General features: G+C 62.3%; 24 protein-coding genes. 13 read left to right on the top strand and 11 right to left on the bottom strand.

Going from position 1 to position 25,378, the window contains the following annotated elements; genetic code table 11:
* Positions 1 to 30: 30 nt before the first annotated feature.
* From FNU76_RS23735 to FNU76_RS23725, 3 genes are read right to left on the bottom strand one after another with little or no spacing between them, the layout of a single operon-like run.
* Positions 31 to 1,860, bottom strand: a complete 1,830-nt coding sequence (locus FNU76_RS23735) for an efflux RND transporter permease subunit (RefSeq protein WP_144280497.1) — start codon at positions 1,858 to 1,860, stop codon at positions 31 to 33.
* Entirely contained in the window at positions 1,857 to 2,921 is a 1,065-nt protein-coding gene (locus FNU76_RS23730; RefSeq protein ID WP_144280496.1) for an efflux RND transporter periplasmic adaptor subunit, read from the bottom strand. Before FNU76_RS23730 ends, FNU76_RS23735 begins: the two co-directional genes overlap by 4 nt.
* A gap of 4 nt (positions 2,922 to 2,925) precedes the next feature.
* Positions 2,926 to 3,690 (bottom strand): TetR family transcriptional regulator, encoded by a 765-nt coding sequence (locus FNU76_RS23725; protein WP_144280495.1) that lies wholly within the window; start codon positions 3,688 to 3,690, stop codon positions 2,926 to 2,928.
* A gap of 88 nt (positions 3,691 to 3,778) precedes the next feature.
* Between FNU76_RS23725 and FNU76_RS23720 the strand changes: the two genes are divergently transcribed.
* Together FNU76_RS23720 and FNU76_RS23715 are read left to right on the top strand one after the other, a co-directional pair.
* Entirely contained in the window at positions 3,779 to 4,183 is a 405-nt protein-coding gene (locus FNU76_RS23720) for a hypothetical protein (protein WP_144280494.1), read from the top strand.
* A gap of 260 nt (positions 4,184 to 4,443) precedes the next feature.
* Positions 4,444 to 5,589, top strand: a complete 1,146-nt coding sequence (locus FNU76_RS23715; RefSeq protein WP_144280493.1) for a glycerate kinase — start codon at positions 4,444 to 4,446, stop codon at positions 5,587 to 5,589.
* 13 nt (positions 5,590 to 5,602) lie between these two features.
* Here FNU76_RS23715 and FNU76_RS23710 read toward each other — a convergent pair whose 3' ends face one another.
* On the bottom strand, positions 5,603 to 7,084 hold the full coding sequence (locus tag FNU76_RS23710) for an amidase (protein WP_144280492.1): 1,482 nt from the start codon (positions 7,082 to 7,084) through the stop codon (positions 5,603 to 5,605).
* Positions 7,085 to 7,106: 22 nt separating this feature from the next.
* Positions 7,107 to 8,825 carry an Lnb N-terminal periplasmic domain-containing protein gene (locus FNU76_RS23705; protein WP_144280491.1) on the bottom strand — a complete coding sequence of 573 codons (1,719 nt, stop codon included), beginning with the start codon at positions 8,823 to 8,825 and terminating at the stop codon, positions 7,107 to 7,109.
* Between the two features lie 77 nt (positions 8,826 to 8,902).
* Here FNU76_RS23705 and FNU76_RS23700 point away from each other — a divergent pair, with 77 nt between their 5' ends.
* Positions 8,903 to 9,271, top strand: a complete 369-nt coding sequence (locus FNU76_RS23700) for a PEGA domain-containing protein (protein ID WP_144280490.1) — start codon at positions 8,903 to 8,905, stop codon at positions 9,269 to 9,271.
* Positions 9,272 to 9,336: 65 nt separating this feature from the next.
* Positions 9,337 to 9,666: a hypothetical protein gene (locus tag FNU76_RS23695; RefSeq protein ID WP_144280489.1), complete on the top strand. Its 330-nt coding sequence runs from the start codon at positions 9,337 to 9,339 to the stop codon at positions 9,664 to 9,666.
* Between the two features lie 31 nt (positions 9,667 to 9,697).
* On the opposite strand, the gene FNU76_RS23690 is transcribed toward FNU76_RS23695, so the two are convergent.
* A complete protein-coding gene (locus tag FNU76_RS23690; RefSeq protein WP_144280488.1) occupies positions 9,698 to 11,506 on the bottom strand; it encodes a DUF885 domain-containing protein in 1,809 nt (602 codons plus the stop codon).
* Positions 11,507 to 11,864: 358 nt separating this feature from the next.
* On the opposite strand from FNU76_RS23690, the gene FNU76_RS23685 reads away from it, so the two are divergent.
* The gene (locus tag FNU76_RS23685; protein ID WP_308418587.1) at positions 11,865 to 12,710 is read left to right on the top strand and encodes a PLP-dependent cysteine synthase family protein; all 846 of its coding nucleotides are present in this window, start codon (positions 11,865 to 11,867) and stop codon (positions 12,708 to 12,710) included.
* 246 nt (positions 12,711 to 12,956) lie between these two features.
* Here the strand turns inward: FNU76_RS23685 and mog are convergent, their stop codons facing one another.
* The gene (gene mog, locus FNU76_RS23680; protein ID WP_223879166.1) at positions 12,957 to 13,532 is read right to left on the bottom strand and encodes a molybdopterin adenylyltransferase; all 576 of its coding nucleotides are present in this window, start codon (positions 13,530 to 13,532) and stop codon (positions 12,957 to 12,959) included.
* Entirely contained in the window at positions 13,519 to 14,103 is a 585-nt protein-coding gene (gene yjgA / locus FNU76_RS23675; RefSeq protein ID WP_144280486.1) for a ribosome biogenesis factor YjgA, read from the bottom strand. Before yjgA ends, mog begins: the two co-directional genes overlap by 14 nt.
* A 126-nt stretch (positions 14,104 to 14,229) precedes the next feature.
* Here yjgA and pmbA point away from each other — a divergent pair, with 126 nt between their 5' ends.
* The 5 genes from pmbA (at position 14,230) to FNU76_RS23650 (ending at position 19,692) form a co-directional block, all read left to right on the top strand.
* Positions 14,230 to 15,579, top strand: coding sequence for a metalloprotease PmbA (gene pmbA, locus FNU76_RS23670; RefSeq protein WP_144280485.1), 1,350 nt, complete (start codon positions 14,230 to 14,232; stop codon positions 15,577 to 15,579).
* Positions 15,580 to 15,915: 336 nt separating this feature from the next.
* Entirely contained in the window at positions 15,916 to 17,430 is a 1,515-nt protein-coding gene (locus tag FNU76_RS23665) for a DUF1800 domain-containing protein (protein WP_179958272.1), read from the top strand.
* 43 nt (positions 17,431 to 17,473) lie between these two features.
* A complete protein-coding gene (locus FNU76_RS23660) occupies positions 17,474 to 18,808 on the top strand; it encodes a DUF1501 domain-containing protein (RefSeq protein WP_144280483.1) in 1,335 nt (444 codons plus the stop codon).
* 288 nt (positions 18,809 to 19,096) lie between these two features.
* A complete protein-coding gene (locus FNU76_RS23655) occupies positions 19,097 to 19,339 on the top strand; it encodes an AbrB/MazE/SpoVT family DNA-binding domain-containing protein (protein ID WP_144280482.1) in 243 nt (80 codons plus the stop codon).
* Positions 19,339 to 19,692 (top strand): type II toxin-antitoxin system PemK/MazF family toxin, encoded by a 354-nt coding sequence (locus tag FNU76_RS23650; protein ID WP_144280481.1) that lies wholly within the window; start codon positions 19,339 to 19,341, stop codon positions 19,690 to 19,692. Before FNU76_RS23655 ends, FNU76_RS23650 begins: the two co-directional genes overlap by 1 nt.
* 62 nt (positions 19,693 to 19,754) lie before the next feature.
* On the opposite strand, the gene FNU76_RS23645 is transcribed toward FNU76_RS23650, so the two are convergent.
* The 3 genes from FNU76_RS23645 to hrcA form a co-directional block, all read right to left on the bottom strand.
* A complete protein-coding gene (locus FNU76_RS23645; RefSeq protein WP_144280546.1) occupies positions 19,755 to 20,834 on the bottom strand; it encodes an IS630 family transposase in 1,080 nt (359 codons plus the stop codon).
* Positions 20,835 to 20,911: 77 nt separating this feature from the next.
* The gene (mltB, locus tag FNU76_RS23640) at positions 20,912 to 21,982 is read right to left on the bottom strand and encodes a lytic murein transglycosylase B (RefSeq protein ID WP_223879165.1); all 1,071 of its coding nucleotides are present in this window, start codon (positions 21,980 to 21,982) and stop codon (positions 20,912 to 20,914) included.
* Between the two features lie 48 nt (positions 21,983 to 22,030).
* Positions 22,031 to 23,047: a heat-inducible transcriptional repressor HrcA gene (hrcA, locus tag FNU76_RS23635; protein WP_144280480.1), complete on the bottom strand. Its 1,017-nt coding sequence runs from the start codon at positions 23,045 to 23,047 to the stop codon at positions 22,031 to 22,033.
* Between the two features lie 342 nt (positions 23,048 to 23,389).
* Here hrcA and FNU76_RS23630 point away from each other — a divergent pair, with 342 nt between their 5' ends.
* From FNU76_RS23630 to FNU76_RS23620, 3 genes are read left to right on the top strand one after another with little or no spacing between them, the layout of a single operon-like run.
* Positions 23,390 to 24,157 (top strand): transporter substrate-binding domain-containing protein, encoded by a 768-nt coding sequence (locus FNU76_RS23630; RefSeq protein WP_223879164.1) that lies wholly within the window; start codon positions 23,390 to 23,392, stop codon positions 24,155 to 24,157.
* 11 nt (positions 24,158 to 24,168) lie between these two features.
* Positions 24,169 to 24,441 (top strand): helix-hairpin-helix domain-containing protein, encoded by a 273-nt coding sequence (locus FNU76_RS23625; RefSeq protein WP_144280479.1) that lies wholly within the window; start codon positions 24,169 to 24,171, stop codon positions 24,439 to 24,441.
* A gap of 55 nt (positions 24,442 to 24,496) precedes the next feature.
* A complete protein-coding gene (locus tag FNU76_RS23620; RefSeq protein WP_144280478.1) occupies positions 24,497 to 25,375 on the top strand; it encodes an NAD kinase in 879 nt (292 codons plus the stop codon).
* The last annotated feature ends 3 nt before the right edge of the window (positions 25,376 to 25,378 follow it).

The following is a 25,378-nucleotide window of genomic DNA, read 5'->3' as shown; positions in this document are numbered from 1 at the left end:
GGTCGAAGAAGAGCGGAGTATATATGGAATTTACGACGGCGAGCCGGCGCCCACATAGCTGACATAGTTGACGATATTGGGATCGCCCTTCAGCGCGACGGCGAACTGGTCGGCGACGACTTGGGATTGCTTGAGCGAACTGCCTTCGGGCAGATTGATATCGACGATCAGTTCCGGCCGGGTCGAGGCGGGAAAGAATTCCTTTTTCACCCACGGATCGAGCGAGAGCGCGCCGATAAAGGCAGCCAGCGTGATCGCCAAGGTCAGCCATTTATAGCGCAGGCATATCTGCAGCAAGGCCTGGAAGGCGGTATTGAAGCGCGACTGTTTAACCGTTTCGTGCTCGCTGTCGGATTGGCCGTGCCCACCGGCGTGCGCTTTCAGTAGATAGGTGCCCAGCAGGGGCGTGGCGGTGACCGCTACCACCCAGCTGACCAGCAGGGCGATCATCACCACCCAGAAGATGGAGCCGGTGTATTCCGAGGCGCCGCCGGCGGCGATCCCTACCGGCAGAAAGCCGGCGGCGGTGATCAGGGTGCCGGTCAGCATGGGGAAAGCAGTGGCGGTATAGGCATGGGCGGCCGCCTTGACCTTGTCCCAGCCTTGTTCCAGCTTCAATTCCATCATTTCGACCGCGATGATGGCATCGTCCACCAGCAGGCCCAGGGCAATGATCAGCGCACCGAGCGAGATTTTGTGCAGGTCGATCCGCAATGCGTCCATTGCGACGAACACCGCGCACAGCACCAGGGGAATGGAGAGCGCGACCACGATGCCCGGGCGCCGGCCCAGGCTGATAAAGCTGACGGCCAGCACGATGGCGACGGCTTCGATCAGGGTCTTCATGAACTCGCCGATAGCAGCGCTGACCACCTTGGGCTGGTTGGATACCTGGTGCAGTTCCACGCCCAGCGGCAGATTGGCGCGAATGGCGGCAATCTCGACGTCCAGCGCCTTGCCCAGCTTGAGCACATTACCGCCCTTTTCCATGCTGACCGCCAGGCCGATGGCGGGCTTGCCATTGAAGAACATGCGCGGCTCGGCCGGTTCGGCATAACCGCGGCTGATGCGGGCGATATCGCCCAGGCGGAAGCTGCGCTCGCCCGCCTGTATGCCCATATTGCGTATCTGCTCCAAGGTTTCGAAGGTGCCGGAAATGCGGATATGGACATTGTCGCCACGACCCTCGACCATGCCGGCATCCTTGATGGTGGTCTGGTTCTTGAGGGCTTGTACGACGACTTGCGGGTCGAGTTGCAGTTGCGCGAACTTGGCGCTATCGCCTTCGATATAGATGCGCTCGGGTTGCGGGCCCACCACTTCGACCTTGGCGACATTGCGCACGCCCAGCAAGCGCTGCCGGGCGATATCGACGTAGCGCTGCAGGGTGGCGTAGTCCAGACCCTCACCGGTCAAGGCATAGACGGAGCCGAAGGTGTCGTCGAAGCGGTCGTTGAAGAACGGTCCGTACACGCCGTCGGGCAGCGTGTGACGCATATCGCTGACGGCATTGCGGACGTTCACCCAGGTGGCGCGCACCTTGTCGCCCGCGATCTCGTCGCGCAGCGTGATGAACACCACGCTTTGTCCCGGCTTGGAATAGCTGCGAATCATTTCCAGGCCCGGGGTTTCCTGCAGTTTCTTTTCCAGCTTGTCGGCGATCTGGTCCTCCATCTCGCGCGCGGTGGCGCCCGGCCAATAGGCGGTGACGACCATGTCGCGGATGGTGTAATCGGGATCTTCGGCGCGCCCCAGCTTCTGGTAGGCCAGCAGGCCGGCGACCAGGGTGAGGATCATGAAGAACCAGGCAAGCTGGCGGTGGGCCAGCACCCATTCGGTGAGGTTGAATCGATTGTTCATTGCGCCGCCGATCCGCTAATGCCTTCTACCGCCATGCCCGCAACCAGTTTATGCGTACCTGCCACCACCACTTGATCGCCGGCCTGCAGACCGGTACGGACCACTACGCGTTCTCCCTGCGGCGCGCCCAGCGTGACGGGCACCAGGACGGCTTTCGCGGCACGGACGACCCAGACGTTGGGTTGGCTTTCCTTCTGGTAGATGGCTGTCAGCGGTACGGTAAGCGCGCGGGCGGTGCCTTCCGCGCTGGTGACGCTGGCGGTCATGCCCAGCTGCACGGCGGCCGGCGCATCGACCAGTCCGAGGCGGGCGGCATAGGTGCGGGTCTGGCGATCGGCCGAGGGGCTGATCTCGCGCAATTTGCCGGTCAGCTTGATGCCGGGCAGGGCCCAGATCCCGATCTGGTAGTGCCTGGCTTGCTTGAAGGCTTCGACACGCTGCTCGGGCACGCTGATTTCCACTTCCCGCTCGCCTTCGCGGACCAGTACGACGGCCGGTGCGCCGGCCGATACGACCTGGCCCGGCTCGGCATTGACCTCGGCGATGACGCCATCGTGGGGCGCCAGCAGCGTGGCGTATTCCCGCTGGTTGCGGCCCACGGCCAAGGCGGCATCGGCCTGTTGCAGCCGGGCCTTGGCGTCTTCGAAATTGGCGTGGTGCCGATCCAGCTCGGCCTGGCTGACAAAACCTTGTTTGAACAAGGGCTGGAATTGGGCGAGATTGCGTTCGGCCAATTTGAAATCGGCCCGCGCGGCGATTTGACCGGCAGCGCTTTGCGCCATCGCCTGATCCAGGTCGCGCGGGTCCACCCGCAGCAAGGCCTGCCCGGCACTGACGTGCTGGCCGCGCTCCACCAGGCGTTCGCGGACGCGGCCGGATACCTGGAAGGCCAACGGGGTTTCATGCCGCGCGCGAACTTCGCCGCTATAGATAAAGGTGCTGTGCGTGGCGGTGTCGCCGAGGGTTTCCACCAGCACGCGCGGGGTGGGCTTGGCCGTGGCCGGCGGTTGGCCGCAAGCGACCAGCAGGGCGCTGAGCCCAAGGGAGAGAGTTCGTTTCATGTTTTTATTCCTGAAGGGCGGGCGTTAAGCCGCGCCACAAGATGTCTGCGAAGGCGTCGAAGCGAGCCTCGATATGTTCGGCCCCGGGACCGACGAGTGCCGCCAGCAGCAGGCCGTCGAGCAGCGCTTCGAACCAGATGGCGTACACCTCGGGAGGATGGCGCCTGCTGATCACCCCTTGCTCCGCCAACTGCGTGAACAGCGTGGCGGTATGGCCGTGCGACGAAGCGATCAACTGGCGCAAGCGCAGTTGAACGTCCTCGTCCCGGCTCAGGCCGACGAATTCCATCAGCAGGCGGATCAGATCCGGATCGGCGAATTCCTTGTCGAGGGTTTCCGCCATCAGTTTGCGTAGTCCTTGCCGCGGTTCGCGGGCCAGCTCGGCCAGTCGTGCCGCGTCGGCTTGCAGGTGACGGTTCTGGCTGCTCAGTAACTCCAGCAGCAATTCGTTCTTGCTGGAAAAACGCCAATAGATCGCCGATTTCGACACGCCCGCCGCCGCCGCCACCTCATCCAGCGTGGCGTGGTGGTAGCCCTTGCGGCCGAACAGCTCGGCCGCCGCCAAGAGGATGCGGGTTCCGGTGTCCGCTTCGGGCGCGTCGCCCATCTCGCGCAGCAAGGGGCCGATGTTCTCTTTATCGCCGATATGGCGCCGCACGGTTTGCCACGACACGCCCGCTTCTGCTGCGATATCGCTATAGCCGATTTTGTCGTGCGGAAGTTTGTGCGCCAGGCGCCGCAAAGCAGACAGGATGGTTTCGCGTTTCATCTCTGCTTGGAGTGTTAAAAGAATACTGGCTAGTATACAAATAGTACATTATGATCGCAACATGTTTGATTCCTTTGGAGTGCGGTTGATGAGTGTGGCAAGCTTGATAAGCGTGGCGGCAAGTGGCGCATTGGAACTTTGGGCTGGCTTGGGATTGGGTGCGGCGCTGGGTTTGCCGGCCGCCTCGGTGGCATTGGCAAGCGGCGTAGGGGCATGGCTGGGCTGTATCGCGGCGCTCCTGCTGGCACAGCCGCTGATGCGGTGGATGCCGAGCAAGCAGACCGGCCTGGCTTATAAGCTGGCGCAACGCTACGGTGCGCCAGGCCTGGGTTTATTGGGCGTGCTGCTGGCGGGTGGGCCTTTGGCGGTACTGATCGGCGTGGCCTTCCGTCTGCCATGGCGCCCTTTGCTGGCATGGCTGACGGCCGGGATTGCGGCCTGGAGCGCCGTGGGCTGGGCCGTTCTGGTTTTTGGGCGGTCCTTGCTTGCTTAAGCATGGTGGGCAGCACGGTCTGGACGCTCGCTGGGTTGGGTATCCGCCCGGCCGCGTCCGTGGACGCGGTGCATACTCCGATGGCTTGCGGCGGTGGTGCTTTTGCACTAAAGGCCGCGAATCTATGACCAGTAGATTTTTTTTGCTTTCGAAAAAATATATAAGCTGTTGTATTACTGCTTTCTCTTTGCCGACGAAGGGTGCTTGCCGCCACGCGGCGCGGACATTCCCTGCTACCCGATCCCGATAGATCCGGACCCATGCCGACTGCCTCCCTCGCTTCCGCCATCGTTCTGGCACCGGATTCCTTCAAAGGCACGCTGTCCGCCACAGCGGTAGCGAACGCCATGGCGGACGGTATCCGCCGAGTCCGTCCGCAAGCCGATCTGCGCATGCATCCCATGGCGGATGGCGGCGAAGGCACTTTGGAAGCCATTGCAGCGGCCGTTTCGGCGCAGTGGCGGCATGGCACGGTGGTGGATCTGGCGGGCAAGCCGGTCGAGGCGCGCTGGTTGAGCCTGGCGGATGGCACGGCGGTGCTGGAATCGGCCGAAGTCATCGGCTTGGGGCGGGCCGGCGATAGCGAGGCCGCGCGCCGCGATTCGACGGGGCTGGGTCAGCTGTTGGGCCATGTGCTGACGGCAGGCTTTCGGCGGGTGCTGATCGGCTTGGGCGGTACCGGCAGCAATGACGGAGGCGCCGGTATGTTGCAAGCCCTGGGTGCGCGCTTGTGCAATGCGCAAGGGCAGGCGATCGGGGCCGGTCCAGCTGGACTGGCCGACCTGGCGAGCATTGATTTGAGCGGACTGGACCCGCGCTTGCAGAACCTGAGTCTGCTTGGATTGGCCGATGTCGCCAGCCCGCTGAGCGGTCCGCAGGGCGCTACGGCGGTATTCGGTCCGCAGAAGGGCGTGGCGGTGGCCGAAGTTGCACGATTCGACGGCTATCTTGCCCGGCTGGGCGACTTGGGCGATGCGGCCCGGGGCGCGGCCTACGCGGCCGAGCCCGGCAGCGGCGCCGCCGGCGGGCTGGGCTGGGCCATGCGCATCCTGGGTGCGAAGTTGGTACCGGGGGCGGCGCGGATCGCCGAATTACAGGGTTTGGATCGGGACCTCGCGCAGGCCGGCTGGGCGTTGACCGGAGAAGGGCGCTCCGATGCGCAGACCCTGCTGGGCAAGGTACCCTGCCTGGTCGCGGCCCGTGCCGCGCATTTCGGCGTGCCGACGGTCTTGCTGTCGGGGAGCCTCGACGACGCCAGCCTGTCCGTGCTGAAGCCGCACTTCCACGCTTGTCTGGCCTTGTGCGACGGCGTGACCAGCCAGGATGAAGCGATGCGCGATGCGGCCCGCCTGGTGGCGGATAGAAGCGAACGATGGGCGCGCAGCGTCTTTCCGATAGGCGCCTAGCCTGCGGCCCGTTTCAGGCCTGAGGCGGCGCCGGTCTTCGCATTGCCCAGGGGCGGGCGCTCTCGAGCTGGGCGGCCAAGCTGAAGAGACACTCCTCGCGGTTGATGGCAGCGATGAACTGGCTGCCGATCGGCAGGCCGGCGGCGTTCCAATGCAAGGGGACCGACATGGCGGGTTGGCCTGTCAGGTTGGCGATCTGGGTAAAGGGCATGCGGCTGAAATTGCGCCGCGCTTCGGCATGGATCGCGCCGCGCAGCAGGCGTATGCCGCCGAAGGTATCGACCGTGCGCAGGGCAGAGCGGATCGTGCCCGGGGTGCGTAATTCACCGATGCGCACCGGTGGTGTCGCCAGGGTCGGCGTCAGCAGCAGGTCGTATTGCTGATGGAAGCGGCCCATTTCACGGCCCAGCTGGTTCCAGCCGCGCTTGGCGCTGCTGAAGTCGGCGGCCGATAGTGCGTTGCCCAGGCGGGACATCACCCAGGTTTCCAGTTCGACATCGTCCCGGCGCAGTTGCCGGCCCAACAACTGCCCTATCCAGCGCAGATCGGCGGCGATTTCGCCGTAATACATGGTCAGGTAGCTTTCCAGCAGCAATTCGAAGTCATAGGGGAGAGCGACTTCATCGACATGGTGGCCCAAACGCTGCAATAGGGTGACGGTATCGTCCAGGGCGGCAACACAATCGGCATGCAGGGGGCCGGCCGGCGCGGTGCGCACGAAGCCTATGCGCAGCGCGCCGGGCGGGCGGGTGCATGCCGCCAGAAAACCGGCCGCCGGCGGGGCGATTTCATAGGGCGAACCGCTATCCGGCCCGGCGATCCAATCGAGCATGGCGGCGGAATCGCGCACCGACCGCGACAGCACACCCTCTTGCACCGCCCCCTGCCAGGCTTCCCCTATCAAGGGGCCGAGCGGCACCCGTCCGCGGGAAGGCTTGAGTCCGAACAGGCCGCAATTCGAGGCGGGAATCCGGATGGAGCCGCCACCGTCGCCGCCATGGGCCATCGGCACGATGCCGGCGGCCACGGCCGCTGCCGCGCCGCCCGATGAACCGCCTGGCGAGTGGGCCGCTGACCAGGGGTTGCGGGTCGGCCCCCAGAGGATGGGTTCGGTGTAGCCGAGCAGGCCCAGTTCCGGGGTATTGGTCTTGCCGAATATCACCAGCCCCGCAGCCTTGAAGCGCCGAACCAATTCCGAATCGACATCGGGAACAAAGTGCCGCATGGCTTTGCAGCCGTTGGACAAAGGCACGCCGGCCAGGGCCGCCAGCAGATCCTTCAGCAGAAAGGGCACGCCGCTGAAGGGGCCGTCCGGCAGCGGTCCGGCGGCGGCGGTGGCGGCTTGCTCGAAAAGCGGCACGATCACGGCGTTCAGGGCGGGATTGACGGCGCCGCAGCGGGCAATCGCGGCATTCAACAGCTCGCTAGGGTGGATCTGTCCCTGGCGGACCAATTGGGACAGGGAAGTGGCATCGTGGTCGAGATAGTCGTTCATGGGGTCCGGTTCGGTGGAGTCGTCATCGATAGTAGTGTGCCCATCCCGCGCGCCAGTAGGGCGTGTAGGCCGCGCCGTTGCTTTCGCCGTAGAGTTCAAGGCGCAAGGCGTTGTCGCGGTTCATCGCCCAGCTATTCCCCCACTCCAGTCGGCTTTGCCGGTCACCGAGCAGGTCATGCCGCAGCCGCAGCAGCGAATTGAACGCAGCATGGTGCCATGCCATTTCGAGGTCCAGCCCGGCCACGCCACGCAAGGAGAGGTAAGGGCGATCCCGCGCTTCGAGCGCGACTGCGGCGCGCCAACCCCAGCTGCTTGTTTGCCGGCTCAGGCCATAACCCAGGCGGAGGGCGCTTTGTAAGCGGCGGCTGCGATCCGCTTGCAGGCGGCGCTCGCGCGACCACCCCAGCTCCCAGGCGCTGCGGTCTTCCGCAAGGCTGTTGCTGGGCGACGATTGTAGATGCAGCAAGGTGAGGGCATCGAGCGCTACACGTTTGTCCTGAACGCTCAATTTCACACCCAGCAGCTCGATTGCCGTGCCGGCCAGAAAACCCTCGGGCGGATCCAGGCCATCGTGATAGCCGGCCCGCCAGCCCACGGCGAGGCCCGTCGTGCGTGTTTGTCCGCCCGTCATGCCGATTACCCAGCGCGAGGGGCCGTGAGCGGCAAGGACATTGTGGTGTGGTCCGGTCGTAGCCGGCTGGGCAATTACAGTTTGGGCCAGTTCACGCCAGTCGGCTTCCTTATCCTGCCGATCGCGGCCCGGCCGAACGCGGCCCGGTCGAAAGTTGTAGTGCCTGGCCAGTCTGAGATCGATATGGTCCGAAGGCGCGCGGCGTTCCGCCAATTGGCTGAGTGCGGGCACCGCCTCCGGTTCGCTCAGCTGGTTTCGATTCGCCAGCCAGTGCACCGTATCGCCCGGCAGCGTCACACGCGGGAAGTCGGGCCGGAATTCCAGCTCGGGGCGTATGGCGGCCAACAGGGCCAATATGCGGTAAGAGCAATTCTGCCGGAAGAAGGCGTAGTCGAAGTCGGCTTGGCGCAGCTCCCAAAGGTGCAGCCAGAGCAGATCGATTTCGCTTGAACGCCATGCCAGCGGATAGATCTCCAGCGGCCTCCCTTCGCGCACGGCGTAGTCGAACCATTTGGCCGAAAACGGCTGCAAGGTGTAATGGCCGCGAAAGCCGCCACCGATACCGCGCGAGATATAGCTCAGCGCACCGACATCGGCGTCCACCTCGCCGGCGAAGTCGATGACGGTGGCAGCAGCCCCAAACGGTCGGCGATTCGATACCACCAGGAAGGTATGGCCGAACAGCGAGGACGGATTGCCCATATAGGCACCGGCGAACACCAGCGCGATATGCCGATTCGGCAACGGGCGCAGCCAGGCTTGCAGATCGGCGCAATCGGCCAATGCTGCCAGGCTGGGTTGTCCGCCCGTTTGCAACGCGTATTGCCACCAGCGGGCGGGGAAGCGGCAGCGCGTCGCCTGGGGGGATCTTGCCAATGCTTCGCCAAAGGCTTGCCATTCATCCTGGGGGATGGCACCGGGGCTCAGGTAGAAGGGGCCGGTTTTCGATTCCGGCAGGGAGGAGGGTGAATTTTCGGAAAAATGCAGTAGCTGCGCCCACTGCTGGGGAACTTTTTTAAAAATGCCGAGATCGTTTACCGGCGCGGCCTGCAGCGGAAAATTCAGCCAAAAAGCCAGTATGTATCTGAATATTTTGGTTTCTTTTTGCATTAGTCTTTTGATATATTCCGCGTCCTCGCGCTTGTTGGCGCGACTTTAACTACCAAGATTCCTCGAAAGTAAGTCAAATGAAAAAGTTTTCGTCCGCTGCCGCCCTGCTGCTTGTTCTGTTGTCCACCGGTTGCGCCAGCATTGTTGACGGCACCACGCAAAAGCTGACCGTGCAATCCGAGCCGTCTGGCGCTGAAGTGACGATCAATGGCCAAAGCCGTGGCAAGACTCCGCTGGTAACGGAAATCAAGCGCCAGGATCTGGCCCAGATGTCGGTTTCGCTGGACGGTTACAAGACCCAAAAGCTGGAACTGACCACCAAGCTGAACACCACTTTCTGGGGCAATGCCATCATCGGCGGCCTGCCAGGTTCCACCACCGATGCCGCTACCGGCGCAGCGCGCGAATACAGCCCGAACGCCTACTTTATCCGCCTGGAAAAGTAAGCATAGCTGTTCGATTTGAAGACAAGGCCGCACAATTGTGCGGCCTTGTCTTTTGGGGGAAGCCCATGCGTATCGTGTTGCTGGTCAAACTGCTGGGCTTGCTCCTGTTGGCGAGTCCCTGCCAGGCGGACGCCGTGCGCGAGCGCGCTTTCGATATGCGTCGCTATCTGCTGGAAAGCCATCCATGGATCGTTCGGGACCTGCTGGACAACGGCAAGCTGGTGGTGCCGGAACTGGCCTGCATGGCCGATGTGGCCGAAGCCGACCAGCCGGCATGGCGGAAGGAAATACTCCAGCTGTGGCGCGACAATCCGGCGCCGTTCGATTTCGCCAGCGCGTGGCTGGCACGTTACCCGGCACGGGATTGGCAGGCGCGACGGGTGGCCTGCCAATAGGGATGTGCCGGGAACGGCGCCGGAATGGGGCTTACGCTTTTCCGCCGGCCGCGATCCAGTTATCGACCTGGCTTTCCAGCAAGCTCAGTGGCAGCGGGCCGGAGCGCAGGACCAGGTCATGGAAGCGGCGCAGATCGAAGCCCTCGCCCAGCCGGGTTTTGGCCCGTTCGCGCAGTTCCAGTATTTTGAGCATGCCGATCTTGTAGGCACAGGCCTGGCCCGGATCGACAAGGTAGCGCTCGATTTCGATGACCACATCGCCTTCGGTCATGCCGGTATGGCTCTGCATATACTCGACTGCCTGCTCGCGCGTCCAGCGCTTGGCATGCAGGCCGGTATCCACCACCAGGCGGGTGGCACGGAACAATTCGTCGCGTAACCGGCCCAGCTTGTCATAAGGGTCGGGCGCCAGGCCCATCTCGTCCGCCAGCCGCTCCGCGTACAAAGCCCAGCCCTCGCCATAGGCGGTATGCCAGGTGAAGCGGCGGAACAGTGGCAAGTCGCGTTGTTCGCGCGCGATGGCGGTCTGCAGGTGGTGCCCCGGCACGCCCTCATGGAAGGCCAGGGTGCGCATGCTCCAGCGCGGCGAACCCTTGATGTCGTACAGGTTGGCAAAAAATACCCCCGGCCGGCTACCGTCCGTGGCGGGGCCTTCGTAGTAGGCGCCGGGCGCGGTTTTCTCGCCGAAGGCGGGAATGCGCTTGACCGTCAACGTGGCGCTGGGGATATGGCCGAAGGCTTTCGGTAGCGCGGCCTGGGTCTCTTGCAGGATGCGCTGGTAGTCATCCAGGATTTTTTGCCGGCCGGCCTCGTTATCGCTGTACTGGAAGCGCGGGTCTTCGCCCAGTTTCTTCATGGCGGCGCCCACATCCGTGGCGGATTCGCCCTGGGCCAGCAGGATGGTGCGCATTTCGCCTTCGATACGGGCAACTTCCTTCAGGCCCAGTTGGTGGACCTGCTCGGGCGTCAGCGAAGTGGACGTGTGCCCCTTGAGCTTCCAGGCGTAATAGGCCTCGCCGTTCGGCAGCGCCCAAACGCCATCGTCGCGGTGATGGCTGCGGGCCAGCGCCTCGGTATCGGCGATCAGCTGGCGGTAGGCGGGGTAGACCTGTTGGACGATGGCGTCGCGGGCCAGGGCCAGCTGCTGTTGGCCTTGCTCGACCGTTATATCCTTGCTCTGGCTCAGCTTGTCGGCGAAGCTGAGATAAAGCGGGTTCTGCTCGACCGGCTTGGCGACGAATTCGCTCATGCCCAGCAGGGACTTCGCCAGGGCGAAATGCGGCGCGACGATGCCGCGTTGCTCGCGTTCGGCGAGTTTGGCCCGCACTTGCGCCAATTTGGCCGGGATGGCGCGCAGGCGGGCTACATAGTGTTCGGCATCGGTCAGGTCGCTGATCTGGTGGGTGTTGACCAGGAAGTTGGGCAGGGTGAGCTGCTCGCCCCAAAGCTGGTTGATCGGATAATCGTGGTAACGGAAAGCTTCGCCCGCCAACTGGTGCGTCAGGGCGATGCGCATGGTGTCGTAGGAGAGTTGCTCCTCGGCCGAGAGTTTCGCCCGCTGATAGCCCAGCAGGGTATCCAGATCCCGTCTTGCCCGGGCCAGCTTGCTGGCCTCGTGGGCGTCCGAGATATCGTCCAGCTTGGCGTTATGTCCGCGTAAACCCCAGCTTTCGAACAGTCGCAGATCGGACAGAATCTGCGGCGAATCCAGGCCTTCGGTCAGGGATACCCGATTGAAAAACGTATTGATGGACCAGGGACGGAAATAGACGGTGTTGGCCACCGCTCCACCAATGGCCATGGTCAGGCCCGCCGCGATCAGCCATGCTTTTTTTTTCATGTCAGCTCCTCCTCGCTAGAGCGGGGCATTCTGCCAGCTTGAACGGTGCCGCGGCGACTCGAAAGTGTAAGATTGCAATCCTATGCCATGAAAGCGACACCCCTCATGCCCCAACGCGACTGGTTGGCCCATGCCATCCACAAGATCGAAGCCGACTTCAACCGCTCGGCGGATACCCATCTGATACCACTAACCTTGCCTGGCTACCCGGCATCGATGTGTACTTCAAGGACGAATCCAGCCATCCGACCGGTAGTCTCAAGCACAGGCTGGCCCGTTCGCTGTTTCTCTATGCCCTGACCAATGGCTGGTTGCGCGAGGGAGTACCGTCATCGAGGCTTCCAGCGGGTCCACCGCCGTGTCGGAAGCCTATTTTGCCCGCCTGCTGGGGCTGCCTTTCGTGGCCGTGATGCCTGCCAGCACTTCGCCGGACAAGATCGCGGCGATCGAGTTCTACGGCGGCCGCTGCCATCTGGTGGACGATCCCGGCGCCATCAACGCCGAATCGGCCCGGCTGGCGCGCGAGCTGGGCGGCCACTTCATGGATCAGTTCACTTATGCCGAACGGGCGACCGATTGGCGGGCCAACAACAATATCGCCGAGTCCATCTTCAAGCAGATGAGCGAAGAGCCGCACCCGGTGCCGGCCTGGATCGTCTGCAGTCCCGGTACCGGCGGAACCAGCGCCACCCTGGGCCGCTACGTGCGCTACCGCCGCTACGGTACCCGCATCCTGTGCGTGGACCCGGAAACCTCGGTGTTTTTCGACTATTACCGTACCGAACTGAGCGGTGCGCCCGACACCAGCCTGACCCTGCCGTGCGGCTCGCGCATCGAAGGCATAGGACGGCCACGGGTGGAGCCCAGCTTTATCCCATCGTGCGTGGAAGCCATGCTGAAGGTACCGGACGACCTGAGCTTGGCGGCCATGCGCTACGTCAGCCAACGGCTGGGCCGGCGCGTGGGCGGCTCGACCGGCACGAATTTCATTGGCGTGCTGGCCTTGGCGCAGCAGATGCAGGCGGCGGGGGAAAGCGGCTCCATCGTGACCATCCTGTGCGATAGCGGTGAGCGTTATGCCCACAGCTACTATCGCGAGGCGTGGTATGCCGAGCGCGGTATCGATACCGTCGCTGCGGACGCCGCAGTCGCCGCGGCGGTGGCGGGGGGCGCGTTGCCGGTGTTGGAGCGATTGGGTAGTTAAGGGGTGAGGCAGGGTTGCCGGGCGCTGAGCTGGATACTCATGCGCCTGGCGCTCGCCGCGGTAAGCCACCGAGCCGTGCAACCAAAGAATGAAATCAAACATGCTCGGATAATTACCGACGCTTTGCCATTATCTGCCTGGCGTAAAGCGGGCTTTTACTCAATCTGTTTTTCAAGAAAATCATGCATCGGTATTACTGGACGGCGGCATGTCGCATTGGCACACCGCACATATCGTGTCCAATCGTTACGATTTAGGCCTGAAGGCCTTTACCCGCTCTTCCCGGGTTTCGATCCGGGCGGCGCCGATCAAGTCCAGGCAATAGGGCACGGCGGCGAAGATACCGGGCACCACCACCGTACCATCCTTATCCTTGAGTCCTTCCAGTGTTTCCTGGATGGCCCGGGGCTGCCCCGGCAGGTTGAGGATCAGCGCCTGCTTGCGGATGACGCCAAGCTGGCGCGACAGGATGGCGGTGGGGACGAACCGCAGGCTGATCTGGCGCATCTGTTCGCCAAAGCCGGGCATGACCCGGTCGGCCACCGCCAGGGTGGCGTCCGGCGTGACGTCGCGCGGCGCGGGGCCGGTTCCGCCCGTGGTCAGGACCAGGCCGCAGCCGTGCTCGTCGACCAGGGCCTTGAGCGTATGCTCGATCAGGTCCTGTTCGTCGGCGATCAGCCGCTCCAGCGTTTCGTAAGGGGTACTGAGGGTGGCCGCCAGCCAATCCTGCAAGGCAGGCAGGCCACGGTCCACATAAACGCCCGCGCTGGCGCGGTCGCTGATGGAGACCAGGCCGATACGCAGGGTGCTATTCATCGTCATCCTCGGCTTCGTCCGCGTCTTTCTCCAGCAAGGCGGGTTCCGGATACAGCTCCTTCAGGAACTGGAACAGCGCGCGGAAATGCTTGGGCGGCTTTTGCGCGGCCCGTTCGGTGCGGGCATTGCGCACCAGTTGCCGCAACTGCTGGATATCGATCTGCGGATGCTCGGTGATCAGTGCGGCAACGGCTTGATCGTCGGCCAGCAACTCGTCGCGGGTCCGCTCCAATTGATGGAACCAGGCGGTCTGGCGGCTGTTCTCGCCTCGCAGGCTGGCCAGGAAGGCCTGGATGGGGGCGGGATCGACATCTCGCATCAAGCGGCCTATATATTGACGTTGTCGCTTGATGGCGCCGTTGGCGGTAATCTTTTGCGCATCCTTGATGGCGGTCTGCAGCTCTTCGGGCAGATTCAGCTTCTTCAGTTGCGCCTTGGACAGTTCCATCAGGGCAACACCCAGCGCTTGCAGCGCGTTCATTTCGCGCTTCAGCTGGCTTTTGCTGACATATTCGATGTCGTCTTCGTCGTCAAAATCGGCTTCGAGACCAGGATCGGATTGGGGCTTGTGAGACATAGCGGCCGGCTTGGTAGTGGTGCGGGCTGATATGATACCGGACCGCCGCGTCGGTCACCCAATCGCGCGACACGATTGCGCCATTCCGGTCGCCATTTTCCGTTTTTATTTTTTACTGAGATCCCTGTGACCCAATCCCTTGAACCCGGTTTTTCCTACAGCCAGGCCGCGTTGCGCGAACTGGTCGAAAATGTGCTGGCCGAAGCAAAGCGTCAAGGCGCCAGCAGTTGCGATGTGGACGTATCCGAAGGGGTAGGCCAGAGCGTCAGCGTGCGGCTGGGCGAGGTGGAGACCATAGAGTACAACCGCGACAAGGGAGTGGGCGTCACGCTGTATGTCGGCCAGCGCAAGGGCCACGCCAGTACTTCGGACTTTTCTCCGGCAGCCTTGGCGCAGACGGTGGGGGCGGCCTTGGCCATCGCCCGCTACACCGCCGAGGACGAAGCAGCCGGCCTGGCCGATGCGGATCAGATGGCTAGCGTGTTTCCCGAACTGGACCTTTATCACCCTTGGGACCTGCCGGTCGAGACCGCCATCGACCTGGCCCGCCGCTGCGAAGACGCGGCCCGCTCGGTCGATGGCCGCATCAGCAATTCCGAGGGGGCGACGGTATCGAGCCATGTCGGCCAATCCATCTATGGCAATTCACACGGCTTTATCGGACTCAATGTCAGCTCGCGCCATTCGATTTCCTGTGCGGTGATCGCCCAGGAAGGCGAAGCCATGCAGCGCGACCACTGGTACAGCGTGGCACGCGCGGCCGCCGATCTGGAGGCGGCGGAGCAGGTCGGCCGTACCGCCGGCGAACGCGGCATCGCCCGCCTGGGCGCCCGCCGTATCAAGACCGGCGACTACCCGGTTCTGTACGATCCCAGCCTGGCGGCGGGCTTGATCGGCCACCTGGTATCCGCGGTGTCGGGCGGCAGTCTGTATCGCAAGGCCAGCTTCCTGCTGGATTCGCTTGGCCAGCAGGTATTTTCGCCCATCGTGCAGATCAGCGAAGATCCCTTCCTGGCGCGCGGCTTGGCCAGTTCCTCGTACGACGCCGAGGGCGTGGCCTGCCGGCAGCGTGAACTGGTCAGCGATGGTGTGCTGAACGGCTGGTTCCTGGGTAGTTATTCCGCCCGCAAGCTGGGGATGAAGAGCACGGGCAATGCCGGCGGCAACCACAATCTGATTGTCGCGCCGACCGCAGGCGGTTTCGCCGATATGCTCAAGCGGCTCGACACCGGTTTGTATGTCACCGAACTATTGGGGCAGGGCATCAACGGTATTACCGGCGATTATTCGCGGGGCGCCGCAGGCTTCTGGGTGGAAAACGGCCGCATTGTCCACCCGGTCGAAGAGATCACCATCGCCGGCAACCTGAAGGAGATGTTCCGCGCCATCGTGGCCATCGGTTCGGATAGGGAGATGCGTGGCAGCAAACGCGTGGGCTCCATCCTGGTGGAAAACATGATGGTTGCCGGTGAGTAGACGGTAGCAAGCCGGCTTGGCGTAGGCAAAAAACGCAGCTGTCATTTTATTTTTATGTCTGCGTCATGATTTTTGCCGCCAACACGGCATAATCCGTGCCCATCGTTAAGCCGGATAATTGAAGATTGCGATGCACTCGATAAAAGCGCCCAGACGTTTGGCGGCCCTGTTCCTGCTATTGGCTCTTTCCGCCTGCGGCGGCGGTGGCGGCGACAGCGGGACCGGCGGCACCACGCCCCCCACGGTGCCGCCTACCGTTCCTCCCACGGTGCCCCAACGGTCCCGCCGACCATTCCGCCGGTCGCCGACGTCAGCGAGGCGGATGCCCTGCGCCTGTTGGAGCAGTCCAGCTTCGGCCCGACCGATGCGTCCCTGGCCGAGGTCAAGCGACTGGGTTTGGCCGGCTTTCTGGACAAGCAGTTCGCCCAGCCGACCACTGGCTACGGTACGTTTCCCTATCTCGACGGCAACTCCATGGTGGGTTGCCCGGCCGGCTCGGGCAGTACCTGCTATCGCGACAATTACACCATGTTCTTGTTGCAGCACCGCTTCTTCCAGAATGCGATTGCCGGTCCCGATCAATTGCGCCAGCGGGCCGCCTTCGCGCTGTCGCAGATCCTGGTGGCATCGGGCATGGAGGTCAACCAGCCCTATGGCATGGCGCCGTACCAGCACATCATGCTCAACCATGCTTTCGGCAACTTCCGCGACATCCTCAACGAGGTCACCCTCAGTCCGGCCATGGGCGACTACCTCGACATGGTCAACAACGACAAGCCCAATCCCACGCGTGGTACCGAGCCGAACGAGAACTATGCGCGCGAGGTCATGCAGCTGTTTTCCATCGGGGTCTGGAAGCTCAATCCGGACGGCAGCCAGCAGCTGGACGGCCATGGCGCACCCATTCCCGCCTACGACCAGGAAGTGGTCGAGGGCTTTGCCCATGCCCTGACCGGCTGGACCTATCCGCCACGCCCCGGGGTTGCTTCGAAATGGCCTAATCCGCGCAATTACGGCGCCCGCATGGTGCCTTTTGCCGATCGGCACGATGGCGGCAGCAAGAAGTTACTGGACGGCAAGGTTTTGCCGGCAGGTCAAAGCCCCGAGCAGGACTTGGCGGCCGCCGTCGATAGCTTGTTCCAGCATCCGAATGTGGGACCTTTCATCGGCCGCCAATTGATCCAGCATCTGACGACCAGCAATCCCAGCCCAGCCTATGTCGGACGTGTCAGCGCTGCTTTCAACGATAACGGCGCCGGCGTCCGGGGCGATATGAAGGCGGTTTTCCGTGCCATCCTGCTCGACAGCGAAGTGCGCGGCGATCGCAAGAGCGAAGCCGGCTACGGCAAGCTGCGCGAGCCGGCCGTGTTCGCCGCGGGCTTGGTGCGCACGCTGGGCGGCCGCAGCGATGGCGGCTACCTGCGTTCGCAAACCGCGACCATGGCGCAGGATGTCTATGCGCCTGCCTCGGTGTTCAACTATTACCCGGCCGACTACCTGGTGGGCGGCCTGCAGGGTCCGCAGTTCGGCATCTACAACGCCAGCACCGCGTTTGCCCGCGCCAATTTCGTGAATGCCTTGCTGGCGGCAAACGGCATCAGCGCCGATGCGTCGGTACCGGCCAGTTTCGGTACCAAGATCGAATGGGGGCCCTGGCTGACGCTGGCGCCGGACAGCGGCAAGCTGCTCGACCGCATCAACCAGTTGCTGTTCCACGGCAGCATGAGCGAAGCCATGCGCGGCACCATCAAGCAGGCGGTCGACGCGATCTCCGTCACCGATAGCTACAACCGCGCGCGTACCGCCCTCTACCTGGCAGCGACCTCGCCGCAATTCCAGATCCAGCGCTGAGCAGGCGCCACGCCATTGCGCGTACCGAATAGAGAAGACGACCATGGCCATCAGCCGTAGACAAGTCCTGAAAAGCGCCGCCGGCCTGGCGATGCTGCAACAAATGAGCCGACTGGAGGCGCTGGCGGCGCCCTTGGCCGGCAACGATTACCGCGCGCTGGTATGCATCTTCATGTTCGGCGGCAATGATGGCAACAACACCGTTGTGCCGACCGATGCCGCCGGCTACGCCGATTACCTGGCTGCGCGCGGCAGCAGCAGCGCCGGTGGGCTAGCCCTGTCGCAATCCAGCCTGGTTCCCTTGAACGGCGTGCCCTATGGGCTGCATGCCAGCCTGGCGCCCTTGCAGCCTATCTGGAACGCCGGCAAGCTGGCCATCCAGTTCAATGTCGGTACGCTCAACCGGCCTATGAGCAAGGCGGACTATGCGGTGCTGTCCAATCGGCCGCAAAGCCTGTTTTCGCATCCGCACCAGCAGGCGCAATGGGAATCGGCCATCAGCAATGGTCCTTCGCGCAGTGGCTGGGGCGGCCGCATCGCCGATCTGGTCGGCAATGGCGGCACCTTGCCGCTGATTATTTCGACCGGCGGCAATGCGCTGTTCACCGTCGGCAATACCACCACGCCTTTGGCTATTCCCAATAGCGGCGGAATGAGTTTGAGCGGGTTTGGCGGTACGCCGGCCAGCAATGCCATGTACCAGGCGATGAACCAGTTACGCGCCTTGGACGAGGGTAACGAGCTGCACAAGGCGGCGGTCGGCACCATGAACGGCGCCGTTAACGCCAGCGCGGCGCTGACCAATGCCTTGGGCGGCAATTCCAGCATCACCTCGCTGTTCAATGGCCAGAACAACAGCCTGGCCAAGCAACTGATGCAGGTGGCGCGTATCATCGAAGCGCGGCAATCCCTGGGGCAGAACCGGCAGATATTCTTCGTTTCCCACGGCGGCTACGATACCCACTCGAACCACCTGGTGCGCCACGCCGACCTGCTAAATCAATTGGGCCCGGCGCTAAAATCCTTTTACGACGCCTTGAACCAGCTGGGCGCCTTGAACCAGGTCACCACCTTTACCCAGGCCGATTTCGGCCGCACGCTCAAGCCGGCCTCCGGCGGCGGTAGCGACCATGCCTGGGGCAATCACCATCTGGTCATGGGCGGCGCGGTCAAGGGCGGTACCTATGGCACCTTCCCGAAACTGTTATTGGGCGGACCGGACGATATCAGCCGGGAAGGCCGCTGGTTGCCGACGACTTCGGTGCAGCAGTATGGCGCCACCCTCGCCAGCTGGTTCGGCGTACCAGCCGCGGCCTTGCCCACGGTCTTTCCGGGGTTGGGGAATTTCCCCAGGACCAATTTGGGGTTTATGGCTTAGCAGGCGAACCATTCAGCCGCTCCTGACGGCAAAGCAATAGCCTGCCGTCAATCTCGTAAGGCGGGTCCTGCCAAACGCTCACAGCCTCGCTATGGGTGTGCTTTCTGCACATGTATCACGCCAATTTACTGGCCGTCCCACCCGGCAGGCCGGGCCACGTGGCGCGCTCAGCCCGGATACACGCAGCAGACGTTCGCCGATGTGAGTTAGTGGCAACAATGTTATTACGTCTTGCTTGGCGCTAGGAGGGTAAAGTAATAATATTGTGACAACAGTATGGAGGGCTTCATGGAACTACCTATCCGCAGGATCGGCAACAGCGCCGGGGTCGTTATCCCCGCGCCCTTGTTGCAGCAACTCAAGGTCGCGGTCGGCGGCAGTCTAAACGCGACCATCCAGGGCGAAACGTTGACGCTGACCTCCGCCAAGCCCCGCTACAAGCTGGCCGACCTGCTGGCCGAGATGCCGGGCGAACTGCCGCGTGTCGATGGTTGGGACGAGATGCCGCCCGTTGGTCGGGAAGTGGCTTGATGGCGGCCTACATCCCGGAGCGCGGCGACCTCGTGCATCTGCAGTTCGACCCGGCAGCGGGCCACGAAATGAAGGGGCCGCATTATGGTTTCGTGGTCAGCCCCAAGCTGTTCAACAAACGCGGCTTGGCCGTTATTTGCCCGGTTTCGCAAGGCGCCGCGCCGGCAGAGCGCTCACACGGCACGCTGGTATCGCTGCTGGGTGCTGGCACCAAGGTCGTCGGCAACATTCATTGCCACCAGCTGAAGTCGCTGGACTGGCAGTCACGGCAGGCCAAGTTGGTCGAGCGCGCGCCCGATTTCATTACCGCCGATGCGATGGCCCGTATTGAAGCCATCTTGCTTGGCGAATAAGCGGACGAAGCGACCGGTAGCGAGTGCGGTAACAACCCTAGTGTGGTGTACCTGAAATAGCATTAATTAATAACTTTGCCTGCACGAGCAATGGCCTCAAGGATTGAATCTGCGCTTTTGCGCCATACAAAGGGCTTCGGGTTGGTGTTGTGGATGTCCAAGTAGTGGCGGATTGACTGCTCTAGATCGGCGACGCTGCTGTGGGCACTACGCTTGATCCACTTCTCACTGATTTGTGAGAAAAAACGCTCCACAAGGTTGAGCCAGGAGGCCGAAGTTGGCGTGAAGTGCAGATGGTAGCGTGGCCTGCTGGCGAACCAGGCACGCACCTTCTCCGTCTTGTGCGTCCCGTAATTGTCCATGATCAGGTGGATATCCAGGTCTGCCGGTACGCTTGCGTCGATGGTATTGAGGAACTGCAGAAATTCGACGCTCCGGTGGCGACGTTTGAGTTGGCCAATGACCTTGCCAGTGGCCACATCCAGAGCTGCGAACAGCGAAGTCGTCCCGTGCCGCTTGTAATCGTGTGTCCGGGTTTCTGCTTTGCCGAACGTAAGCGGAAGTGAAGGCTGCGTTCTATCCAGTGCCTGAATCTGGCTCTTCTCATCCACGCAGAGCACCAAGGCACGATCCGGCGGGGCGAGGTACAAGCCCACCACATCGCGGACCTTATCGACAAAATTCGGATCGGTGGAAAACTTGAACGTCTCCAGCCGATGGGGCTTGAGCCCGAACGCGTGCCAAATGCGCTGCACTGTGGACGCCGACACGCCTGTTGCCTTGCTCATCGTGCGCACGCTCCAGTGCGTCGCGTCAGTAGGCTTACTGTTCCGGACACGATCAATCACCGCCTGAACGTGTTCGTCTAGCACCGTGCGAGGCCGCCCCGACCTCGGTGCATCGGTCAGCCCTGCCAGACCATACGACTCGTACCGACGACGCCACCTTGAGACGGTCTGCGCAGTGGTATCCAGCCGCTTCGCGATCTCTTTGCCTCCTTCGCCGTCAGCACAACTGAGCACAATCTGAATTCGTAGCTTCTCATCGGCCGGCGCCTTGCGCAGCGCCAAACGTGCATTCAGCTCTCTGCGCTGCTCTTCGGATAGTTCCAGCTTCTTGATCGGGCGGCCCGTTCTGGTCATCGTCATAGTCTCCATGAGCTATTGAACTACGACAATTATACCAAATATTTAATTAATTCTACTTTTGAGACACCACACTAGCGTCTACGTTTTTGTCTATTTGCAGCCTTTACTGCCTTCGCCGGTTTCGGCGGCGGTGGCAGTAGCGACGGATCAAGATAAGCTGCCTTGATCTTGCCCGCCAGCTCATGCACCGCCATGGCGTACAAAGTGCTGCGGTTATAGCGGGTGATGGCGTAGAAATTGGCCAGGCCCAGCCAATGGCGGGTGACGCCCGGTTCATGCTCCAGGGGCGCCAGCACCGCCAGCGGATCGCCCTGTAGCGGCACTGCCGGCGTAACGCCAAAGGCGGCCAGCTCGCTGACCTTGTAGTGCAGGTTGAACTTGTCTTCCACCAGCGGCGTGTAGGCCTCGCCCACGACCGTGGCGGGCACCAGCAGCGGCTCGCCTTTTTTCCAGCCATGCTTGGCGAAGTAATTGGCGATGCTGCCGAGAATATCGCCGGTGTTGCGCCAGATGTCGTGGCGGCCGTCACCGTCCCAATCGACCGCGTAGGCATGGAAGCTGGAGGGCATGAATTGCGGGGCCCCCATCGCACCGGCATAGCTGCCCTTGAACTCGAAAGGGTCGAGACGCTCGTCGCGGGCCAATAGCAGGAACTCCCGCAATTCCTTGCGGAAGTAGTCGGCCCGCCGTGGGTAGCCGAAGGCGATGGTGGAGAGGGCATCCATGACGCGGAAACTGCCGGTATCGCGGCCCCACAGGGTTTCCACCCCCAGGATGGCAACCAGATACTCCGCTTCGACCCCGTAATGGTCCGACACCTTTTGCAGGGTGCGGGCATTGTCCTGCCAAAAGGCCACGCCCAGGCGAATGCGGGTGTCGTTGACGAAGTCCGGCCGGAAGGCATGGTAGGGCCGGCTGGTCGAAGGCTTGTCGAGGATGGCGAGGATATTGGGCTTGAGCCTGACCTGGTTCAACTGCTCGGTCAGCGTATCCCGTTCGAAGCCCGGCTGGGCGACCATTTCCTCGATAAAGGCACGGACATCGTCACGTTGGGTAAAAGCCGGCTCGTCATTGGCGACGGAGACATCGTCGGCCAAACAGCACAGGGCGGCCAAGGTAAGGAGCAGGGGGCGCAGGATCAAAACGGATTCCGGTTTCTGTATGGGGCGGGGCGCCGCCGTCTGGCTAGGCTAATGCGAGAGCGCGGACGATAGCAGGCGGGCGGTGATATCGACGATGGGAATAATGCGTTCATAGGCCATGCGGGTCGGGCCGATCACCCCCAGGGTGCCGACGATCTGGCCATTGACCTTGTAAGGCGCGGTGACCACCGAGCATTCATCCAGCGGTGAAATACCGGCCTCCTGGCCGATAAATATCTGGACGCCGGCGGCGCGGTTGCCGTGGTCCAGCAGCTGCAGGAGGGCGGTCTTATCCTCGAAGACGCGGAACAATTGCCGCAGCCGCTCGACATTGCCGGACAGATCGTCCACCCGCAGCAGATTGCTTTCGCCGCTGATCACCATGGGGACGGCTTGCTCGGCCATGGCCTGGCTGCCGGCTTCGACGGCCACGTTCATCAAGGCCGAGATATTGCTCTGCAGATTGCGCAGGTCCTGGTAGACCACATTGCGGACTTCTTCCAGGGTTTTGCCGACGCAATGCTGGTTCAGGAAATTGGTGGCCTCGACCAGCTCGGCGCTGGTATGGTCGCGCTCGGTGATCAGGATGCGGTTCTGTACATCGCCATCGGCGGTCACCAGGATCAGAAGGGCACGCTTCTCGCCCAGCCGGACGAATTCGACCTGGGCGAGCGGAATACCGCGCCGCTTGGGCGAGATGACCACACCGGCGAATTCGGTCAGTTGCGACAAGAGGTTGGACGCGGCCGCCACGGCGCGGGTGGGGTTGTCCGGCTGCAACTGATCCTGCAGTTCACGGATTTCCACCTGCTGCAGGGGCTGGATGGTGATCAGTTTATCGACGAACAGGCGATAGCCGAGTGGCGTGGGAATCCGGCCTGCCGAAGTATGGGGGCTGGTGATCAGTCCAAGGTCTTCCAGGTCGGCCATCACATTGCGGATGGAAGCCGGGGACAGTTCCAGGCCGGAAAACTTCGACAAGGTACGGGAACCGACCGGTTGCCCTTCTACAATGTAGCGTTCGACCAGGGTTTTGAGCAGAATTTGGGCGCGTTCGCTTAGCATGAAACGATTCTAACGCGCTATTGTCCTGAGACAAGCAATATGTAACGTTGCCGTGGCGGCCTTGCCGGTACACCTGTTTTGTTGCATTTGTACGTGGATTATTTTGTTGCGACGCAACAGACCGGTATGCGGCGGTTGTTGCCTTCAAGCCCGTGGCGTAGGCTGCCTGGTCTACGCTTGTACTAAAGTGGTATTTGCTTATATGGCGCAAGGAAGCACCCCCGCTTGAAGTGCCTCGCACAAGCAGGGTCGTAGATCGGATTCAGGCCCGCCCCGCCTGGGCTCGGCAGTGGATCGGCTAGCCTGATTCGCAATCGTTCATGATTAACGGAGAGTATGTAAATGAAATTTCTACGCTTGTTGCTGCCACTGTGTTTGCTGCTGAGCCTGCCCGCCGTGCGCGCCGAAACCCTGCGCATTGCCATTGAAGGTAAATACCCGCCGTTTTCCGAAGTGGACGCCAAGGGCAATCTGAAGGGATTCGATATCGATATCTCGCTGGCCCTCTGCAAGGAAATGAAGGTCGAATGCAAATTGGTACGTACCGACTGGGACGACCTGATTCCTGCATTGAACGAGAAGAAAGTGGACGCCATCGTCGCCATGATGTCGATCACCGAGGAGCGTAAGAAGCTGGTCGAGTTCACCGACCGCTATGCCAACACGCCGGCCTTTTTCTTCTCCAAGGCGAAAAGGGTCCCTTATGTGTTTATTTCGCCCAAGCGGATCGAGGGGATGAAGATCGGTGTGCAGGTCGATACCACCTATGATCGCTACCTGACCGCCAAGTACGCCAAGACCTCGGCCATCGAGCGCTATAAGAGCGCCGACGAGCTGTATGCCGCGCTGGCCAAGGGCGATGTGGACCTGGCCATGGACGATGTGGTGGCCGGCTATTACGGCTTCCTGCAAACCCCGAGCGGCAAGGGTTTCGAGCTGGTCGGTTCGGCGGTGGTCGATCCGAAGTTCTTCGGCGAAGGCCAGGGCATTGCCTTGCGCAAGGGCGACAAGGCGCTGAAAGCCCGCTTCGACAAGGCTTTGGCGACCGTGCTGGATAACGGTATCTACCAGGAAACCCAGCGTAAGTACTTTATTTTCAATATCTATTGATACAAGACGCCATGCCGCCAAAACGTCATGGTATGGAACGGCTGGAGGACCTGCCAGGCGTGGGTCCCTCGCTTGCCGCCGACCTCCGTTCGCTGGGAATCGGCAAGCCGGCCGAACTGGTAGGGCGCGACCCCATCGCCCTGTACCATGAACTCTGTCTTGCCACCGGCCAGCGCCACGATCCATGCGTGGCCGATGTCTTCATGGCCGCGGTGCACTTTGCCGGCACTGGCGAAGCGCGTAATTGGTGGACGTTTACGGCCGAGCGCAAAACACTGTTGTGAGCGCATGCAAGGCTTGCATTGGCAATTTCGCGGCCTTTCATGTTAAATCTCGGCCATGAGCACGCTCTTCAAGAAAATCGCCCTGGTGGCGCGGCGCAATAGTCCGAATATTGGCGGGCCGCTGCGCCGCCTGGCCGAAGTCCTGCACCAGCAGGGTTGTGCCGGCATCATCCTGGATGCCGATACCGCCGCCGAACATCCGCTCGCGGACGCCCAGGTGGTGCCGCCGGACCAGATCGGCAAGGTGGCCGACCTGGTGATCGTGCTGGGCGGCGATGGCACCATGCTGTCCATTGCCCGCCTGGTGGCGCCTTACCGGATTCCATTGGTCGGCATCAACCAGGGGCGGCTGGGCTTTATGACCGATGTCGGCGTGGACGATATCGAATCCATCATCCCCCGCATGCTCGACGGCGACTTTGTACCGGAAGAGCGAATGCTGCTGGCCGCCAAGGTGATACGCGACGAGCGCGAAGTGCATGGTGCGCTGGCGTTCAACGATGTGGTGTTCAGCCGTGGTTCGCTTGGATCGATGATCGAGTTCGAGATCTTTATCGATGACCAGTTCGTTTACAGCCAGCGATCCGACGGTTTGATCGTCAGTACGCCCACCGGTTCCACCGCCTATGCCTTGGCTTCGGGCGGTCCCATCCTGCATCCCACGGTGCCGGCGATCGCGCTGGTGCCCATTTGCCCGCAAACCATGACGGCGCGCCCCATCGCGGTCAACGATGCCTCCACGGTGGAGTTCATGCTGACGCGCGGTTCCGAGGTCAAGGTGCACTTCGACGGTCAATCGCACTTCGATCTGCGCGAGATGGATAGGGTGACCATCAAGCGCTATCGCAACTCCTTACGTATCCTCCATCCGGTCGGATACAACTATTACGATATGCTGCGTCACAAGCTGCACTGGGGCGAGCGATTGTTCTGAGCC

Origin of the sequence: Chitinimonas arctica (assembly GCF_007431345.1) — a bacterium.
Taxonomy (GTDB): domain Bacteria; phylum Pseudomonadota; class Gammaproteobacteria; order Burkholderiales; family Chitinimonadaceae; genus Chitinimonas; species Chitinimonas arctica.
The sequence above is the reverse complement of the archived record's forward strand: the minus strand, read 5'-3'. Positions and strand labels throughout refer to the sequence as shown.

Excerpts from the sequence above, each read along its gene's own strand:
- FNU76_RS23655 (WP_144280482.1), top strand. The coding sequence starts at position 19,097 with ATGGAACTACCTATCCGCAGGATCGGCAACAGCGCCGGGGTCGTTATC.
- FNU76_RS23645 (WP_144280546.1), bottom strand. The coding sequence starts at position 20,834 with ATGACCAGAACGGGCCGCCCGATCAAGAAGCTGGAACTATCCGAAGAG.
- yjgA (WP_144280486.1), bottom strand. The coding sequence starts at position 14,103 with ATGTCTCACAAGCCCCAATCCGATCCTGGTCTCGAAGCCGATTTTGAC.
- mog (WP_223879166.1), bottom strand. The coding sequence starts at position 13,532 with ATGACGATGAATAGCACCCTGCGTATCGGCCTGGTCTCCATCAGCGAC.
- FNU76_RS23715 (WP_144280493.1), top strand. The coding sequence starts at position 4,444 with ATGCCGACTGCCTCCCTCGCTTCCGCCATCGTTCTGGCACCGGATTCC.
- FNU76_RS23630 (WP_223879164.1), top strand. The coding sequence starts at position 23,390 with ATGAAATTTCTACGCTTGTTGCTGCCACTGTGTTTGCTGCTGAGCCTG.
- FNU76_RS23705 (WP_144280491.1), bottom strand. The coding sequence starts at position 8,825 with ATGCAAAAAGAAACCAAAATATTCAGATACATACTGGCTTTTTGGCTG.
- FNU76_RS23700 (WP_144280490.1), top strand. The coding sequence starts at position 8,903 with ATGAAAAAGTTTTCGTCCGCTGCCGCCCTGCTGCTTGTTCTGTTGTCC.
- FNU76_RS23710 (WP_144280492.1), bottom strand. The coding sequence starts at position 7,084 with ATGAACGACTATCTCGACCACGATGCCACTTCCCTGTCCCAATTGGTC.
- FNU76_RS23690 (WP_144280488.1), bottom strand. The coding sequence starts at position 11,506 with ATGAAAAAAAAAGCATGGCTGATCGCGGCGGGCCTGACCATGGCCATT.
- FNU76_RS23720 (WP_144280494.1), top strand. The coding sequence starts at position 3,779 with ATGAGTGTGGCAAGCTTGATAAGCGTGGCGGCAAGTGGCGCATTGGAA.
- FNU76_RS23660 (WP_144280483.1), top strand. The coding sequence starts at position 17,474 with ATGGCCATCAGCCGTAGACAAGTCCTGAAAAGCGCCGCCGGCCTGGCG.
- FNU76_RS23625 (WP_144280479.1), top strand. The coding sequence starts at position 24,169 with ATGCCGCCAAAACGTCATGGTATGGAACGGCTGGAGGACCTGCCAGGC.
- FNU76_RS23730 (WP_144280496.1), bottom strand. The coding sequence starts at position 2,921 with ATGAAACGAACTCTCTCCCTTGGGCTCAGCGCCCTGCTGGTCGCTTGC.
- FNU76_RS23735 (WP_144280497.1), bottom strand. The coding sequence starts at position 1,860 with ATGAACAATCGATTCAACCTCACCGAATGGGTGCTGGCCCACCGCCAG.
- hrcA (WP_144280480.1), bottom strand. The coding sequence starts at position 23,047 with ATGCTAAGCGAACGCGCCCAAATTCTGCTCAAAACCCTGGTCGAACGC.
- FNU76_RS23725 (WP_144280495.1), bottom strand. The coding sequence starts at position 3,690 with ATGAAACGCGAAACCATCCTGTCTGCTTTGCGGCGCCTGGCGCACAAA.
- FNU76_RS23650 (WP_144280481.1), top strand. The coding sequence starts at position 19,339 with ATGGCGGCCTACATCCCGGAGCGCGGCGACCTCGTGCATCTGCAGTTC.
- FNU76_RS23695 (WP_144280489.1), top strand. The coding sequence starts at position 9,337 with ATGCGTATCGTGTTGCTGGTCAAACTGCTGGGCTTGCTCCTGTTGGCG.
- FNU76_RS23620 (WP_144280478.1), top strand. The coding sequence starts at position 24,497 with ATGAGCACGCTCTTCAAGAAAATCGCCCTGGTGGCGCGGCGCAATAGT.